14 protein-coding genes and 1 riboswitch are annotated in these 15044 nt (G+C 46.5%); of the genes, 11 read left to right on the plus strand and 3 right to left on the minus strand.

Translation table 11 applies throughout. The features are described 5' to 3' along the window. Positions 1-91: 91 nt before the first annotated feature. From FG11_RS12855 to metF, 4 genes are all read left to right on the plus strand, one after another. Positions 92-1309, plus strand: a complete 1218-nt coding sequence (locus FG11_RS12855) for an HD-GYP domain-containing protein (protein ID WP_047535520.1) — start codon at positions 92-94, stop codon at positions 1307-1309. 36 nt (positions 1310-1345) lie between these two features. Beyond that, a riboswitch (S-adenosyl-L-homocysteine riboswitch) is annotated at positions 1346-1419 on the plus strand. Between the two features lie 86 nt (positions 1420-1505). Beyond that, a complete protein-coding gene (ahcY, locus tag FG11_RS12860) occupies positions 1506-2915 on the plus strand; it encodes an adenosylhomocysteinase (RefSeq protein WP_047535521.1) in 1410 nt (469 codons plus the stop codon). A gap of 75 nt (positions 2916-2990) precedes the next feature. After that, the gene (locus FG11_RS12865) at positions 2991-3338 is read left to right on the plus strand and encodes a phage holin family protein (RefSeq protein WP_020183511.1); all 348 of its coding nucleotides are present in this window, start codon (positions 2991-2993) and stop codon (positions 3336-3338) included. Between the two features lie 36 nt (positions 3339-3374). Further along, positions 3375-4208: a methylenetetrahydrofolate reductase [NAD(P)H] gene (metF, locus tag FG11_RS12870; protein ID WP_020183512.1), complete on the plus strand. Its 834-nt coding sequence runs from the start codon at positions 3375-3377 to the stop codon at positions 4206-4208. A 74-nt stretch (positions 4209-4282) separates the two neighbouring features. Here the strand turns inward: metF and FG11_RS12875 are convergent, their stop codons facing one another. From FG11_RS12875 to FG11_RS12885, 3 genes are read right to left on the minus strand one after another with little or no spacing between them, the layout of a single operon-like run. Continuing rightward, complete coding sequence (locus FG11_RS12875; RefSeq protein WP_047535523.1) at positions 4283-4756, minus strand: DUF494 family protein; 474 nt, start codon at positions 4754-4756, stop codon at positions 4283-4285. 54 nt (positions 4757-4810) lie between these two features. Further along, positions 4811-5935, minus strand: coding sequence for a DNA-processing protein DprA (gene dprA, locus FG11_RS12880; protein ID WP_052185051.1), 1125 nt, complete (start codon positions 5933-5935; stop codon positions 4811-4813). A 9-nt stretch (positions 5936-5944) separates the two neighbouring features. Continuing rightward, the gene (locus tag FG11_RS12885; RefSeq protein WP_235276391.1) at positions 5945-7006 is read right to left on the minus strand and encodes a LysM peptidoglycan-binding domain-containing protein; all 1062 of its coding nucleotides are present in this window, start codon (positions 7004-7006) and stop codon (positions 5945-5947) included. 145 nt (positions 7007-7151) lie between these two features. On the opposite strand from FG11_RS12885, the gene def reads away from it, so the two are divergent. The 7 genes from def (at position 7152) to FG11_RS12920 (ending at position 15041) form a co-directional block, all read left to right on the plus strand. Further along, the gene (def, locus tag FG11_RS12890) at positions 7152-7667 is read left to right on the plus strand and encodes a peptide deformylase (protein WP_020183516.1); all 516 of its coding nucleotides are present in this window, start codon (positions 7152-7154) and stop codon (positions 7665-7667) included. Positions 7668-7751: 84 nt separating this feature from the next. Then, complete coding sequence (gene fmt / locus FG11_RS12895) at positions 7752-8675, plus strand: methionyl-tRNA formyltransferase (protein ID WP_047535528.1); 924 nt, start codon at positions 7752-7754, stop codon at positions 8673-8675. Between the two features lie 80 nt (positions 8676-8755). Next, complete coding sequence (gene htpX, locus FG11_RS12900; protein ID WP_020183518.1) at positions 8756-9619, plus strand: zinc metalloprotease HtpX; 864 nt, start codon at positions 8756-8758, stop codon at positions 9617-9619. 136 nt (positions 9620-9755) lie between these two features. Next, positions 9756-11048 (plus strand): 16S rRNA (cytosine(967)-C(5))-methyltransferase RsmB, encoded by a 1293-nt coding sequence (gene rsmB / locus FG11_RS12905; RefSeq protein ID WP_047535529.1) that lies wholly within the window; start codon positions 9756-9758, stop codon positions 11046-11048. Beyond that, positions 11026-11586: a DUF4390 domain-containing protein gene (locus tag FG11_RS12910; RefSeq protein ID WP_047535531.1), complete on the plus strand. Its 561-nt coding sequence runs from the start codon at positions 11026-11028 to the stop codon at positions 11584-11586. Before rsmB ends, FG11_RS12910 begins: the two co-directional genes overlap by 23 nt. A gap of 6 nt (positions 11587-11592) precedes the next feature. After that, positions 11593-13725: a sensor histidine kinase gene (locus FG11_RS12915; protein ID WP_047535533.1), complete on the plus strand. Its 2133-nt coding sequence runs from the start codon at positions 11593-11595 to the stop codon at positions 13723-13725. Between the two features lie 53 nt (positions 13726-13778). Then, complete coding sequence (locus tag FG11_RS12920) at positions 13779-15041, plus strand: sigma-54-dependent transcriptional regulator (RefSeq protein WP_020183522.1); 1263 nt, start codon at positions 13779-13781, stop codon at positions 15039-15041. Positions 15042-15044: the final 3 nt, after the last annotated feature.

Raw genomic sequence — 15044 nt, forward strand, 5'->3', positions numbered from 1 at the left:
CTTACATTGGTTTAACTAAGATAAAGGGGGCTTTTTAGCCCTCTTTTCTTTGCATCTGTAGGCAACTTTTTAAGCGAAAATAGCCTTTACTATGATTAAAACCATATCTACAAAGCAAGTCGTCGTTGGCATGTACATCCATGCGCTCAAAGGAGCGTGGGTAGATCACCCGTTTTGGAAAACCAAATTTGTCTTAGACGATATTCAGGACTTGAAAAAATTACAGTCTAGTGTCGTCAAAGAAGTTGTCATCGATACCTCTAAAGGATTGGATGTACCAGAAGCACCTGCTACGCATGCATCAACAGGAGAGCCTGATGAGAATGCCATTCAGGTGAACGTTGAAGCAATCAAAGTTGAAAAAACTTCTATCGAACAAGAGTTGCAAAACGCCTCGAAAATTGTTAAAGAATCTAAGCGTGCAGTCGCCAGCATGTTCAAAGATGCGCGACTAGGAAAAGTTGTCAATGTAGAAACCGCAATGTCTTTGGTAGAAGAAATAGCAGCTTCTATTGATCGTAATGAAGGTGCGCTTATTAGTTTAGTACGGTTAAAAACAAAAGATGACTATACCTATATGCACTCGATTGCTGTGTGCGCGATGATGACAGCGCTAGCGAAGGAGTTGGGTCTAGGTGATACGGAAATTAGACAAGCCGGTCTTGCTGGGCTTATGCATGACATTGGTAAAGCAGATGTGCCACTCGATATACTCAATAAGCCTGGCGCGCTAACTGATCAAGAATTTACGACGGTGAAGCTACACCCAGAAAAGGGACATGCGCTATTGCTAAAAGCCAGTATTGGCGACCCAGTGACCTTGGATGTGTGCTTGCATCACCATGAAAAAATCGATGGCTCTGGTTACCCTAAACGCTTAAAAGGTGATCAGATAAGTGTGTTTGCAAAAATGGGTGCGGTGTGTGATGTTTATGATGCCGTGACATCAAACCGCCCATATAAAGTAGGTTGGGAGCCAGGCATGTCTTTGCAGCGCATGGCGCAATGGAAAAACCATTTTGATCAAATTGTATTTAAAGCGTTTGTGAAAAGTATAGGTATATATCCCATAGGTTCGGTAGTTATACTCAAGTCAGGTCGTCTAGCTGTGGTGGTTGATCAATCCACAAAAAGCTTGTTGCAGCCGATTGTGAAAGTATTTTTCTCAACCAAATCTAAATCGCGTATTCAGGTGGAGACTGTTGACCTATCTAAACCGAGTGCGATGGATGAAATTATTGGCCATGAGTCTGCCCATACTTGGGGAATTCATGATGTGCATGAACTTTGGACGCCTAAAGACGTCTGATTTTGGCAAATGATTGATTTGGCGATATAATGTTGTCCTTCTGAGGAACGTTGCGAGAGTTATTCCCATGCTCCCAGGCTCAGAGATGTTGTAAACGGCGTTCACTTTTAATAACTGTGCGAGCACGGAATATAAAGGTGAGCGTAGGCCCTCCAGTATGTTTTCCCTGCTCAGTTTTCATTCATTAAGGAAGATTATGAATACTGTAGCTGATTTCAAAGACTATGTAATTGCCGATTTATCATTGGCTGCTTGGGGTCGCAAAGAAATTGCGATTGCCGAAACTGAAATGCCAGGTTTAATGGCAATTCGTGAAGAGTATGCAAAAGCGCAACCACTTAAAGGTGCGCGCATTACTGGTTCACTTCACATGACCATCCAAACTGCAGTGTTGATTGAAACATTGAAAGATCTTGGCGCAGATGTGCGTTGGGCTTCATGCAATATCTACTCCACACAAGACCACGCTGCCGCTGCCATTGCTGCCACTGGTACGCCAGTGTTTGCAGTAAAAGGTGAATCGCTAGAAGAGTATTGGGATTATACACACCGCATTTTTGAATGGACGGATGGTGGTTACACCAACATGATTTTAGATGACGGTGGCGATGCGACATTGTTGTTGCACCTCGGTACCCGTGCTGAAAAAGATGTTTCTGTATTGGCCAACCCGGGTTCTGAAGAAGAAATCTGTTTATTTAACTCCATCAAAGAAAAGTTAAAAGTCGACCCTACTTGGTACTCCACACGCTTAAGCAAAGTCAAAGGTGTGACAGAAGAGACAACCACAGGCGTGCATCGCTTGTATCAAATGCATAAAGAAGGCAAATTGGCTTTCCCTGCGATTAACGTGAACGACTCTGTAACTAAATCTAAATTCGATAACTTGTACGGCTGTCGTGAGTCATTGGTGGATGGCATTAAACGTGCCACAGACGTGATGATTGCAGGCAAAGTGGCGGTGGTGGCAGGTTACGGTGATGTGGGTAAAGGTTCTGCCCAAGCATTGCGTGCTTTGTCTGCACAAGTGTGGGTGACTGAGATTGATCCAATTTGTGCGCTGCAAGCGGCGATGGAAGGCTATCGCGTAGTGACCATGGATTACGCGGCAGAGCATGCCGATATTTTTGTGACGGCAACAGGTAACTACCATGTGATTACCCATGCCCATATGGCAAAAATGAAAGACCAAGCCATCGTATGTAATATTGGCCATTTCGATAATGAAATTGATGTTGCCTCACTCGAAAAATATCAGTGGGACGAAATCAAACCACAAGTAGACCATGTGATTTTCCCGGACGGCAAACGCATTATCTTGTTGGCAAAAGGACGTTTGGTTAACTTGGGCTGCGGTACAGGTCACCCAAGCTATGTGATGAGCTCCAGCTTTGCCAACCAAACCATTGCGCAGATTGAGCTATTTACGCAAACAGCTCAATACCCAGTAGGTGTGTATACCTTACCTAAACATTTGGACGAAAAAGTGGCCGTACTACAGTTGAAAAAACTCAACGCGCAATTGACAACGTTGACCGATCAACAAGCGGCGTATATCGGCGTGGCAAAAACCGGCCCTTATAAACCAGACCACTATCGCTACTAATATCACATGTAGCTGCTAGAAAAAGTGGTGTAGTCAGTGCTACACTGGCTGCACCATTATCTTTGGGAGTGTGTGATGTTGAAGCTATTAATTGGTTGGGTGCTCAGCGGGTTAGCTTTAATGGGTGTGACGTACATCGTACCCGGTATTCAGGTAGCCAGTTTTACCACGGCGCTGATTGCGGCAGCAGTGATAGGCTTGGTCAATATGTTAATTAAGCCGATTTTGGTGGTGTTAACCTTACCTGTAACTATCCTGACGCTGGGGCTGTTTATCTTTGTGATTAACGGCATTTTATTTTGGGCTGTCGGTCATTTTCTGGATGGCTTTGTCGTCAAAACCTTAATGGCTGGCATTATCGGTGCGCTCGTTTACAGTGTGATTTCATGGATATTGAGTGCCATTGTGATCGATAAAGATTGAACAGTTTAAAGATTAAATAGATAAAGATTAGAAAAAGTGAATCAGCCTGTTGCTTATAGTTTTGAATTTTTTCCGCCCAAGACCGCGGAAGGTATTGCCAATTTGCGCGAAGCGAGAAAATCGCTTGCGCAGTTTAAGCCGGAGTTTTTCTCGGTGACTTTTGGGGCGGGTGGTTCTACGCGTGACCGCACCATGGATACCGTGTTTGAAATCCAAGACGAAGGCTATGCAGCTGCACCGCATATCTCCTGTATTTCCTCAAGCAAAGAAGAGATACGTGAGTTGCTCAGCGCGTACCAAGCCAAAGGCATTAAACGTTTGGTGACCTTGCGTGGCGATGTGCCCTCGGGCGAAGTCAGTGCGGGCGATTTTAGATACGCCAATGAGTTGGTCGCGTTTATTCGCCAAGAAACCGGCGACTGGTTTCATATCGAAGTCGCTGCATATCCTGAGTTTCATCCAGAAGCACAGTCTGCTGCCAAAGATATTGCCAACTTTAAACGCAAAGTAGAGGCGGGTGCTGATTCAGCCATTACACAATATTTTTATAATGCGGATGCCTACTTTCGTTTTTTAGAAGCCTGTGAACAAGCACATATTGATGTGCCCATTGTGCCGGGCATTATGCCAATTTATAACTACACGCAACTTGCACGCTTTTCTGGTGTGTGTGGTGCAGAAATCCCGCGCTGGTTGCGCTTACGTTTGGAAGCTTATGGCGATGATATGGCTTCATTACGGGCTTACGGTGCAGATGTAGTGACTGAGATGTGCGATAAGTTGATTACATCCGGGGTAAAAAATATGCATTTTTATACCTTGAATCAAGCCGGTACCATTAGCAAAATCATTCAAAACTTGCATGGCTGATGTAGATAAGTCATTTGTTTTAGAAAATAAAAAAACCTAGCTAAGCTAGGTTTTTTTACGCATCAATTAGTTTATTACTGTAGGGTTAATCCCTTTGGGTTGAACACAGCGTCTTCAACAAACAAATAGTCTTTCTTGCGGCTATCGTTCCACAGCACCATCATGGTAATCCAGCGAATCTCTTCAATGCTGATATGTTGATTTTTGAGCGCTAGGGCGCGATCAATCACTAGGTCGCGTTCATTCGGTTTAATGACACCTGCGCGCTCCAAAAAGCTTAGAAACCCAAAGCTCTCTGTATCAATTCTCTCAAGCTCGTGTTCAACGTAGACGCGGAACGAAGAGGGGTTGGATAAATATTGATGGTAAGGCTGGCTGATTAAACAGCGCAATTGTTTGTACCAATCAAAAGCCCCCACAATGTCGTGATGATCAAAGCCGGCTTGTGTTAGCTCTTGCGCTAGAAAGTCTTCCTCAATATCCATGGTATGGATTTGAGGCTGTGTTCCAAAATAATTTTGAAACATAAAAATTAACACTTCTAACATGTTATCTCCTCTAATAATCCATTATCATTGTGCTGGCGGTTATATGTGTTGTGATCAAACAAGACGTTGAAACTTTCCCCCATGTAGCGGCGATATTTTCCCATCTAATTCCAGTAACGTTAGCATCGTGGAAAGCGCGCTGACAGTCAAGCCGGTAGCAGTCAGCAATACATCAAAATGAATAGGATCAACCCCCATGGAATCCAGCACTGTATTGGCTTCTGGGGATGCATTAGCCCGTTCGGGTAGTGGCCCGATTGGGCTAGTATTAAAGTGCGGTTGCAGCGGCAAAATCGGCTGAATTTCACTGAGAATATCTTCCGTCGATTCCACGAGTTTGGCACCTTGTTTAATCAACTGGTGGCAACCTTTGGCTACTGGTGAATGAATGGAGCCCGGAATCGCAAACACTTCCCGTCCTTGTTCTGCTGCTTGCCTAGCTGTGATGAGTGATCCACTGTCTAGATTGGCTTCAATCACTAGACAGCCTATGCTGAGTCCGCTAATAATGCGATTTCTTCTAGGAAAGTTCTGTGCCTTGGATGGCGTACCCAATGGAAATTCTGAAATGATAAGCCCGCGATTGACAATACGGTGCGCTAAATCGCGGTGTTTGGCTGGGTAAACAATATCTAGACCGGTGCCGACTACCGCAATGGTAGGTGCGTTGGCTTTGAGTGCGCCACGATGGGCCGCCCCGTCAATGCCTAATGCCATGCCACTCACAATACACAAGCCATGGCGGCTTAGGTTTTCGGCAAAGTCTTCCGCATTTTTTTCGCCTTGTGGGGTTGCATTGCGGCTACCGACCACCGCCAAACATGGCATACTCAAGCAATCCAGCTGGCCTTTTGCGTACAATAGCGCGGGTGGGTTGGCAATCTCCAATAACGCTTTAGGGTAAATGCTATCCGCGAGAGTGATGAGGTGGTTGCCGGGTTGCGAGAGCCACTCAAGTGTAGGGGCAATGGTTGCTTCATCTACGCCAGCACAGATGGCAGCAGTGATGTTGTCGCTGACGATGTGACGGAGTTGCGATCGGCTTGCGGCAAACACGTTTGCAGGCGTACCAAACTGACTAAGTAGCTGACACAGCGTGGCGCTACCCACGCCATCAATTAAACTTAAAGCAACCCACTGTGCTACGTCTGGCTCAATATGGACAGTGGCTTCTGGCACGTTTATAACTTATGGAGTATGTACCGTATCTAATGTATAAATCGCATCGGACGTTTGCATAATCAGCCCGTAGGAAACGCGGTCAAACGTTCTAAATACCATCACCAAACCCACGCGCTCATCAGGCAATTGCACTTCATCGGGTTTGAGTTTGGCTTTTTTATCGACAGGTTTGGATTTGTCTTCTTTATATTCCGGATCTTTGATGATGCGGCCATGGCGGCTAACCGCCAATACATGACCATCCTCTACACCGTCTTTACTACCCAAGTTAATGGATACCACGGTTTCTGGGCCAGCTTCTGCTACACCGCCGTAGATTCTAAGAATACGCCCTTTTACTTCAGATTCTGGCGCGTGTGGAATGAAGCTTTCTTTAAAGCCTTCTGATGCCACGACTAAACGGTCTTTGGTGAAAATCTCTTCTTTGGCTTTGACAATATTGCCGGAGGCTGGATTGCCGAATTTGGTAATACGGGTATCTCCCAGATAAATCGCTTCCGTGCCTAGTACTTCATTGGTGTCAGGGTCTTTGAGCACATCGCCAGGGCGGTAAATATTCCAAAACGTTTTATCGGCTTCTTCTAAATTATTGATATATATGCGTGTGCCTGGACTTAGAATGAGGCGGTTGTCTTGTGCGCCGATGATGCGTGGGGCAGTATCCAGCTCATCGTTCTCAATTAACAACGGCTGACTTAAGAACGGGCCGATGATATTCGGTGGAATGGTGTAAATCGCTTCTTTTTCTAGGGGTTCTTCCACCACGCCAGGTTCTAATGTCACTGTTTGACGTAGTAATTTGAATTCTGGGCTACCGTTAGACGTGTCTAGTACAACTACATCGCCTGGATAAATCAAATGCGGATTTTTAATTTCCGTACGATTCATTTTCCACACTTTTGGCCATTGCCAAGGGTCTTTTAAAAACTTGCCGGAAATGCCCCATAGCGTATCGCCTTTTTTGACGACATAACGTTCTGGGTGGTTTTTTTGTAGTTTAATTTCGTCTGCATGAACAGATAAGCATAAACAACTTAGACTCAGCAGCGTTATAATAGAACGAAACATACAGTTGACCTCGGTCAAAATGAGCGGAAAAATCCGCGAAGTTGCATTAAATTTATCACGTAATTCATTCAACAATCAAGCTTTTTTGGCAAATGCAATAGCATCCAAATGGCGGCTGTTGATATAAAGACAACACTTTTAGTTTATGGCGCTATTATCAATACTTAATTACCCAGATCCACGTCTGCATACCGTGGCAAAACCAGTGACAGTGTTTAACGCCGATTTAAAGCGTTTGGTGCAAGATATGCGTGACACCATGTACGATGCCCCCGGCATCGGATTGGCTGCAACGCAGGTGGATAGGCATATTCAATTGATTGTGATTGATACCAGTAAAGAGCAAGATGACTTGCTGGTACTCATTAATCCTAAAATTGTTGCGCAAAGCGGCACACAAACCTACGAAGAAGGCTGTTTGTCGGTGCCCGGCATTTATGAAACGGTGACGCGTGCAGAGAAAGTTACAGTTGAAGCACAAAACGTAGAGGGGGAGCGCTTCACGTTAGAAGCTGAAGGCTTGCTCAGCGTATGCGTTCAGCATGAAATGGATCACCTAAAAGGTAAAGTGTTTGTCGAATACCTTTCTCCACTGAAACGTAATCGTATTAAGAACAAAATGGTAAAACATGCGCGTGAGATCACGCGCAATAACTACTAGCTAGGCTATATCCACTACGCCTCAACGTTGCACAAGCTGATGGCCATCCGTATCAAAAAATAAGTCATCTTTAAGGTTAGCGCTATGAACATTATTTTTGCAGGCACGCCGGAATTTGCAGTGCCTGCATTGGCCTCATTGATTGCTGCTGGGCATCGTATTGTGATGGTGCTCACGCAGCCGGACCGTCCTGCAGGTAGGGGTATGCAGCTGCGTGCTAGTCCAGTGAAACAGTTGGCGTTGCAACATCAGCTCAATGTGTTTCAGCCTGCGTCACTTAAACCAGCAGAAGTACAGGCACAGATTGCGGCATTGCAAGCTGATGTGATGATTGTGGCGGCTTATGGGTTGATTATTCCAACGCCAGTATTGGCGATGCCATCCAAAGGTTGCTACAACATTCACGCGTCACTGCTGCCAAGATGGCGCGGCGCGGCGCCGATTCATCGCGCGATTTTGGCTGGTGATGTGGAAACCGGGGTCACTATTATGGAGGTGGTGCCTGCATTGGATGCTGGCGCGATGGTGAGTAAAGGCACAGTGCCAATTACCGAGCGCGATACCACGCAGACGTTACACGATGCCTTGAGTGAGCAAGGCGCAGCGTTGATGGTCGATGCCATGCAGACATTAGAGCAAACCGGCAAGCTTGCGGCCACACCGCAAGATGAAGCGCTAGTGACCTATGCGCACAAGCTGGAAAAAGCGGAGTCAGCCATCGATTGGACGCAAACAGCAGAGGCGTTGTCACGTCAAGTGCGTGCATTTAATCCTTTTCCCGTAGCCAGTGCACAGTTTAGAGGCGAGACGTGCCGAATCTGGTTTGCCACCTCTCGTGACGGCAAGGCTGCACCGGGCGAGATCGTTGCCTTGGGTGACTACATTAGTGTTGGCTGTGGGGATGGTTTGCTCGAGATTGCTGAGTTGCAAATGCCGGGTGCAAAACGCCAATCTGCACAACAATTTATTCAAGGTCAGCATGTCAAACTAGGCGAAATGTTTAGTTAATGCTATTGAAACTCACGAAGTGGACAGCATATTAGTGCTAAGAGTAACTCGACAGTAGTTGCGGACTTAAGGAGAAAACAATGTTTGGTAATTGGATGAAGACCTTTGCGCTGATGGCAGCGATTGTGGCGCTGTTTGGTAGCGTAGGCGCTGCCATGGGTGGGGCTGGCGGCATGATGATCGCGTTACTGCTTGCAGCAGCGATGAACGTCTATGCCTATTGGTTTAGCGATAAAGCCGTGTTGAAAATGTATGGGGCGATGGAAGTCACGCCCGACAATACCCAATTTAGAAACTACTACAGCATGGTAAAAGAGCTGGCAGAACATGCTAGTTTGCCAATGCCTAAAGTGTATGTAATCAATGAATCGCAACCCAACGCATTTGCCACCGGCCGCAACCCGGAAAATGCAGCGGTAGCAGCCACCACCGGCATTATGCAAATATTGAGTGAGCGCGAGTTGCGTGGTGTCATGGCGCACGAGCTAGCGCACGTTAAAAATCGTGATACCTTAATCTCCACAATCTCTGCGACCGTAGCGGGGGCAATCTCGTCTATAGCGCAGTTTGGCATGATGTTTGGCGGTGGCCATAACGCCAACGGCGAGCGTAATGTGAACCCGATTTTAGGCATTTTGATGATGTTTTTAGCGCCTTTGGCAGCATCATTGATTCAAATGGCGATTTCACGCGCGCGTGAATTTGAGGCAGACAGAATGGGCGCAGAGATTAGCCGCGACCCTAAATCATTGGCCAGTGCACTGCAAAAAATTCATCATTATGCGCATCAAATCCCCAATGAGACGGCAGAAGCGCACCCAGAAACCGGGCAAATGATGATTATCAATCCACTTTCTGGCGGTAGCTTGAGAGGCTTATTTAGCACCCACCCGCAAACCGAAGACAGAATTGCAAAATTGATGGCATTGGCAAATCAATATTAGTTTTTAACGGCGTGTAACAAGCTGTGTAAAAAGGCGATGGAGACATCGCCTTTTTTATTGTCAATTGCGCAATAGCGCGCCTAGCAACAAGGGAATCAAGTAAAATCAACGCTCTTTAACATGTAAAGCTTATTCTGTGTATATCGCCCAACAAATCTCAGCCAATGCGGTGCATCAAGTGTTATCTGGTAAAAATCTAACACTGGCATTGCCATTGGCGCAGCAGCGCTTTACACAGGCTACGCCACAACAGCGTGGCGCCGCGGCTGATTTAAGTTATGGCACATTGCGTTTTTATGGTGAGTTGGAGATTTATCTGAATCAGCTCTTAGATAAACCGCTGGCCGATGGGCATGTGCATGCGTTGCTGTTGGTGGCGTTGTATCAGTTATTGCATGATAAAGCGGATGATTTTACGGTGGTCAATCAAGCGGTTAAAGCGGCTAGCTATGCAAAGCCTAAATGGGCCAAAGGCTTGGTGAATGGGGTGCTGCGTAATTTCTTGCGCCAACAAACAGCACTGATGCCAAAGGTAATGCAGCATGAAGTCGCGCAGTATGCCTATCCACAATGGTGGATTAATAAACTCAAGCAGCAATATCCGCAAGATTGGCAGGCCATGCTTCAGGTTGGCAATATGCATCCACCCATGACCTTGCGCGTGAACCGGCGCAAAATCACTACGCAAGACTATGTGCAATTACTAGATCGACACGGTATTCAAGCCCAACAAATAGGCAGCTTTGCCGTGAGGCTAGACAGACCAATGGCCGTGGGCGATATCCCCGGTTTTAATGAAGGTGTGGTCTCGGTGCAAGATTACGGGGCACAATTGGCGCCGCATTTATTAGACATCAGTGCTGATATGCGTGTGTTGGACGCATGTTGTGCACCGGGTGGCAAAACCGGACATGTGTTGGAGTTTGCTGATGTGCAGCTGACTGCGCTGGATAATGATGCGAGCCGTTTGGATAGAGTGGCGAGTAACTTGCAGCGTTTATCGCTGAATGCCACGTTAAAAGTGGGGGATGCAGCCAATGCCAAAGGCTGGTTTGATGGACAGTTGTTTGACCGCATTTTAGCCGATGTGCCTTGCAGCGCATCTGGTATTGTACGGCGCCATGTGGACATTAAATGGCTGCGCCGCGAGGCAGATATTGTCTCATTCGCGCAACAGCAGTCGGCAATTTTGTTGAATTTGTGGCAAATGTTAGCAAAAGGCGGCAAATTGCTTTATGTTACATGTTCGGTCTTTGATGAAGAAAATCAACAACAAATTGACGCATTTTTACGACAACATGTAGATGCAAAGCAGTTGCCGGTTCGTGTAGAAAGCAATCTTGATGAGCACATGCGATGTTTAAATGGTCAGTTAATTCCTAGCCCGTTACATGACGGATTGTTTTATGCGCTTTTGCAAAAAATTTAGTATTTTTTTTAGCCTGCTCGCCGTATCTTGGTATGCGTTTGCTGCCGCCAATAGCATCAATGTAAAAAGCGCCGAATTAACTTTTTCTGAAGACGTTATTCTTCTCAATGCCGATTTTGATATCAGCTTTGGACCATCGATTGAAGAGGCGATTAATAAGGGTGTTCCGCTCACTTTTTTAGTGGAATTTCAAATTGTAGAGCCGCGCCAATATTGGTTTGATGATGAGATTGTCACTGTCAGCAAGCCCATTCAACTGAGTTACCATGCACTGACACGACAGTATTTGGTCAGCTACGATGTGCACCAAAAGTCGTTTGAATCGCTACACGAAGCGCGTCAGCAGCTAGCGGTGGTGCGAGACTGGCGTGTGGCTGTGAAAAGTCAGCTAGAAAAAAGCGAATCTTACCGGGCAGCCTTGCTGATGCGTTTGGATAAAGGCAAGTTGCCTAAGGCGATTCAAGTGGATGCGATTAGTTCTGAAAATTGGAACCTAGCATCTCCTATTTATTCTTGGCCGGTCAAAGACCTCAAGTAGGGCGCCATGCGGTTTATTATTTTCATTAGCATCGGCATGAGTTTAGTGCTGTTGTACTTGCTTTCTGTTGCAAGTTCCAATACCTCCATCTCTGGGGATTACTACAAATATCTGCTTTACATTAACATCGCACTGGCTATTTTGTTGGTAGGGGTGATTGGTTTTCAGGTGTGGCATTTGTATAAAAATGCAAAGGCTAAGGTGGTTGGTAGCCGCCTAAACCTAAGGCTGCTCACTGCGTTTGCACTCATGGCTATTTTGCCTGGGATGGTGGTGTATTTAGTTTCGGTAAATTTTCTTACGCGCTCCATTGAATCTTGGTTTAATGTAAAAGTAGAGTCTGCGCTGGATGGCGGCCTGAGTTTAGGGCAGCGCGCTTTGGATATTATGTTGGTCGATATCGAAGAAAAAGCAGAGAACATGGCAACCAGCCTTGCGTTCCAGCCCACGCGTGCACATTACGCGGTACTGAACGATTTGCGCGAAAAATCCGGAATTCAAGAGGCCGCGTTATTGACACCACAAGGCGGTATTTTATCTGTCTCCAGTGGGGATCCTAGTAGCTTCTTGCCGGAGCTGCCGAGTATTCCCCAGCTTAGACAGGCGCAGCGTCGCATCTACGGCAAGATTGAGCCTATCCCAGGTAAAGGCTTATATATGCGCGTGCTCGCCCCTGTGGAATTGCAGGGGATGACCAGCGAAACGCGTATTTTGCAGCTATTGCAGCCGGTGCCGAAAGCTTTATCAAATACTGCAGAAGCGGTGCAAGAGGTTTATCAGGATTACCAAGAGCTGTCTTATAGCCGTGGCTCGCTTAAAGATGTGTTTGCACTGACCTTGACCATGGTGTTGATGCTGGCCATGTTATCCGCTTTGGCCATCGCCTTTTTGTTGAGTCGGCGTTTGTCTCAGCCAATTAGTGTGCTGGCAGAAGGTACACGTGCCATTGCCAGTGGAGATTACAGCAATGTGTTGCCACAGTTTGGTAACGATGAGCTAGGGGTGTTGGTGAAGTCATTCAACAGCATGACACGTCAATTAGACGATGCCACTAAGGCCACCGAGCAGAACCGTATTCGGGTAGAGGCGGCGCGTGCCTACTTAGAAACCATTTTGGCGCATTTGTCCTCCGGCGTATTGGCTATTAATGCACAGTTTGAACTGCGCACTTTTAATCACACCGCTACCAATATTTTGGGCATTGATTTAGTCCCCTTTGAGAATCGCGCCTTTTCGGAAATCACTGCGCAACACCCATTTTTACAAGAGTTTGTAGAGATGGTCAGCGTGCATTTTGAAGACACAAAACAAAAAGAGTTGGCTAGATTAGAGCTGAATCGCCAAATTGAAGTCACCGGTAATCACGGCAAGCAATATATTCTGGTGCGTGCAACACGCCTGCCAGCCGGTACCGGAAACGGGTTTGTGGTGGTGTTTGATGATGTGACGACCATGGCGCAAGCGCAGCGTGACGCAGCTTGGGCAGAGGTGGCACGTAGATTGGCACATGAAATTAAAAACCCACTCACGCCCATTCAACTGTCTGCAGAGCGGTTACAGCACAAACTGCATAGTAAATTAGATGAAACAGATGCCGCCATGCTGAAGCGGGCTACAGATACCATCGTGAATCAAGTGGGCGCCATGAAATCGATGGTGAATGAGTTTAGTGAGTATGCGCGTACGCCGGCGCTGAATTTGGTCAGTGTAAAACTGAATAGTTTGATTAAGGATGTTTCGAGTTTATACGGTGAAGAACGTGTGCAACTGACGTTAACGCTTACGCCTAAACTGCCTGCGGTGATGGGGGATGCCACCATGTTAAGGCAGGTGCTGCACAACCTGATTCAAAATGCACAAGATGCGCTGGTACAACAGGCGCAGCCTATTATCGAGGTCACCACAGAATTGGAAGGTGATAAAGTCAAACTCACCGTGTCCGATAATGGACAAGGCTTTCCAGTGGAATTGCTGACGCATGCGTTTGAGCCTTATGTCACCACCAAAGCGCATGGCACGGGGCTAGGACTTGCCATTGTCAAGAAAATGATAGAAGAGCAGCGTGGACAGATTAAAATAGAAAACAGAGAATCGGGTGGAGCTTGTATAATCATTTTATTGCCTGTTGAAAAACGCTAGCAATATCGTGAAACAAACACCACGCACAGAAGCAAGTTGAGGGAAGTATAACAATGGCATCACGTAGCATTTTGGTAGTAGATGATGAAATCGGGATTCGTGAACTCTTAAGTGATATTTTGCTGGATGAAGGGCACCATGTGCGTTTGGCAGAAAATGCGCACATTGCGCGTGAAGAGCGTCTTAAAGAACGCCCGGATTTGGTGTTGCTAGATATCTGGATGCCAGACTGCGATGGCATTAGCTTGCTAAAAGAATGGGGTAACTCTGGCTTGCTGACGATGCCAGTCGTCATGATGTCTGGACATGGCACCATTGATACTGCGGTGGAAGCTACCCGCATAGGCGCCTTTGATTTTTTAGAGAAGCCTATCGCGCTACAAAAATTACTTAAAACAGTCTCTGCTGCCTTAAAGCATGGTGAAACACTCCCACACACTGAAATGAATCTGGCCAGTTTTGGTAAGAGCATTGTTATCAATGAGTTAAAACAACGGTTAGAGCAAATATCGCGCAGTAAAAACACTTTACTGTTGGTAGGCAAAAAAGGCGGTAGTGTTGAGCTATGTGCACAGTTTTTACGCGCACCTGGCACGCCGTGGATAGCGCTGAATGAATATGAAAAACTAGCCACCTCGCCACTGGAAGTGCTGGATCAAGTGCGTGATGGCGTATTGTTTATAGACGAGGTGACGGCGCTCAATAAGACAGAGCAAAAAGGGCTCAGTCTGATTATTGCCAAAGCCGAGAAATTGGGTACGCGCGTGGTCTGCGCCACCACGTTTGGTATTCCGCAACTGATTGAAAATGGTGCACTGGAGCAGGGCTTATTGCAAGTGCTCGCCAGCGGTGCCATTCGTGTGCCTTGCTTGAATGAGCATCGTGAAGACATTCCCGATTTGGTGAATGCCATGGCTACCCTGTTAGTCGAGACCATGAATCTAGGTTATAAATCGTTTGATATAGCCGCACTCAATGCACTGAGAAATGCCGAGTGGCATGGCGATTTATCTGAGTTGGAAGCCGTAGTGCAAAACCTGATGTTATCTACCTTGGGTGAGGTCATCACTTTGGAAGATGTGCAACGTGTGTTAGACCAGTTTAAGCAAGCGCCGCAACATGCAGCACTTGCACCGTTGCCGATAGACTTAACGCGTTCTTTGCGTGAGGCGCGGGATGATTTTGAGCGCTTTTATTTTCAGCATCATATGAAGCTGATTCACAACAATATGAGTAAACTCGCTGAGATTTCTGGCTTGGAACGTACGCACCTTTACCGTAAGCTGAAGCAGCTAGGTATTAAAATCAAGGGCTAGCAG

It is taken from the genome of Methylotenera sp. N17 (genome assembly GCF_000799155.1).
Classification (GTDB): Bacteria; Pseudomonadota; Gammaproteobacteria; order Burkholderiales; family Methylophilaceae; genus Methylophilus.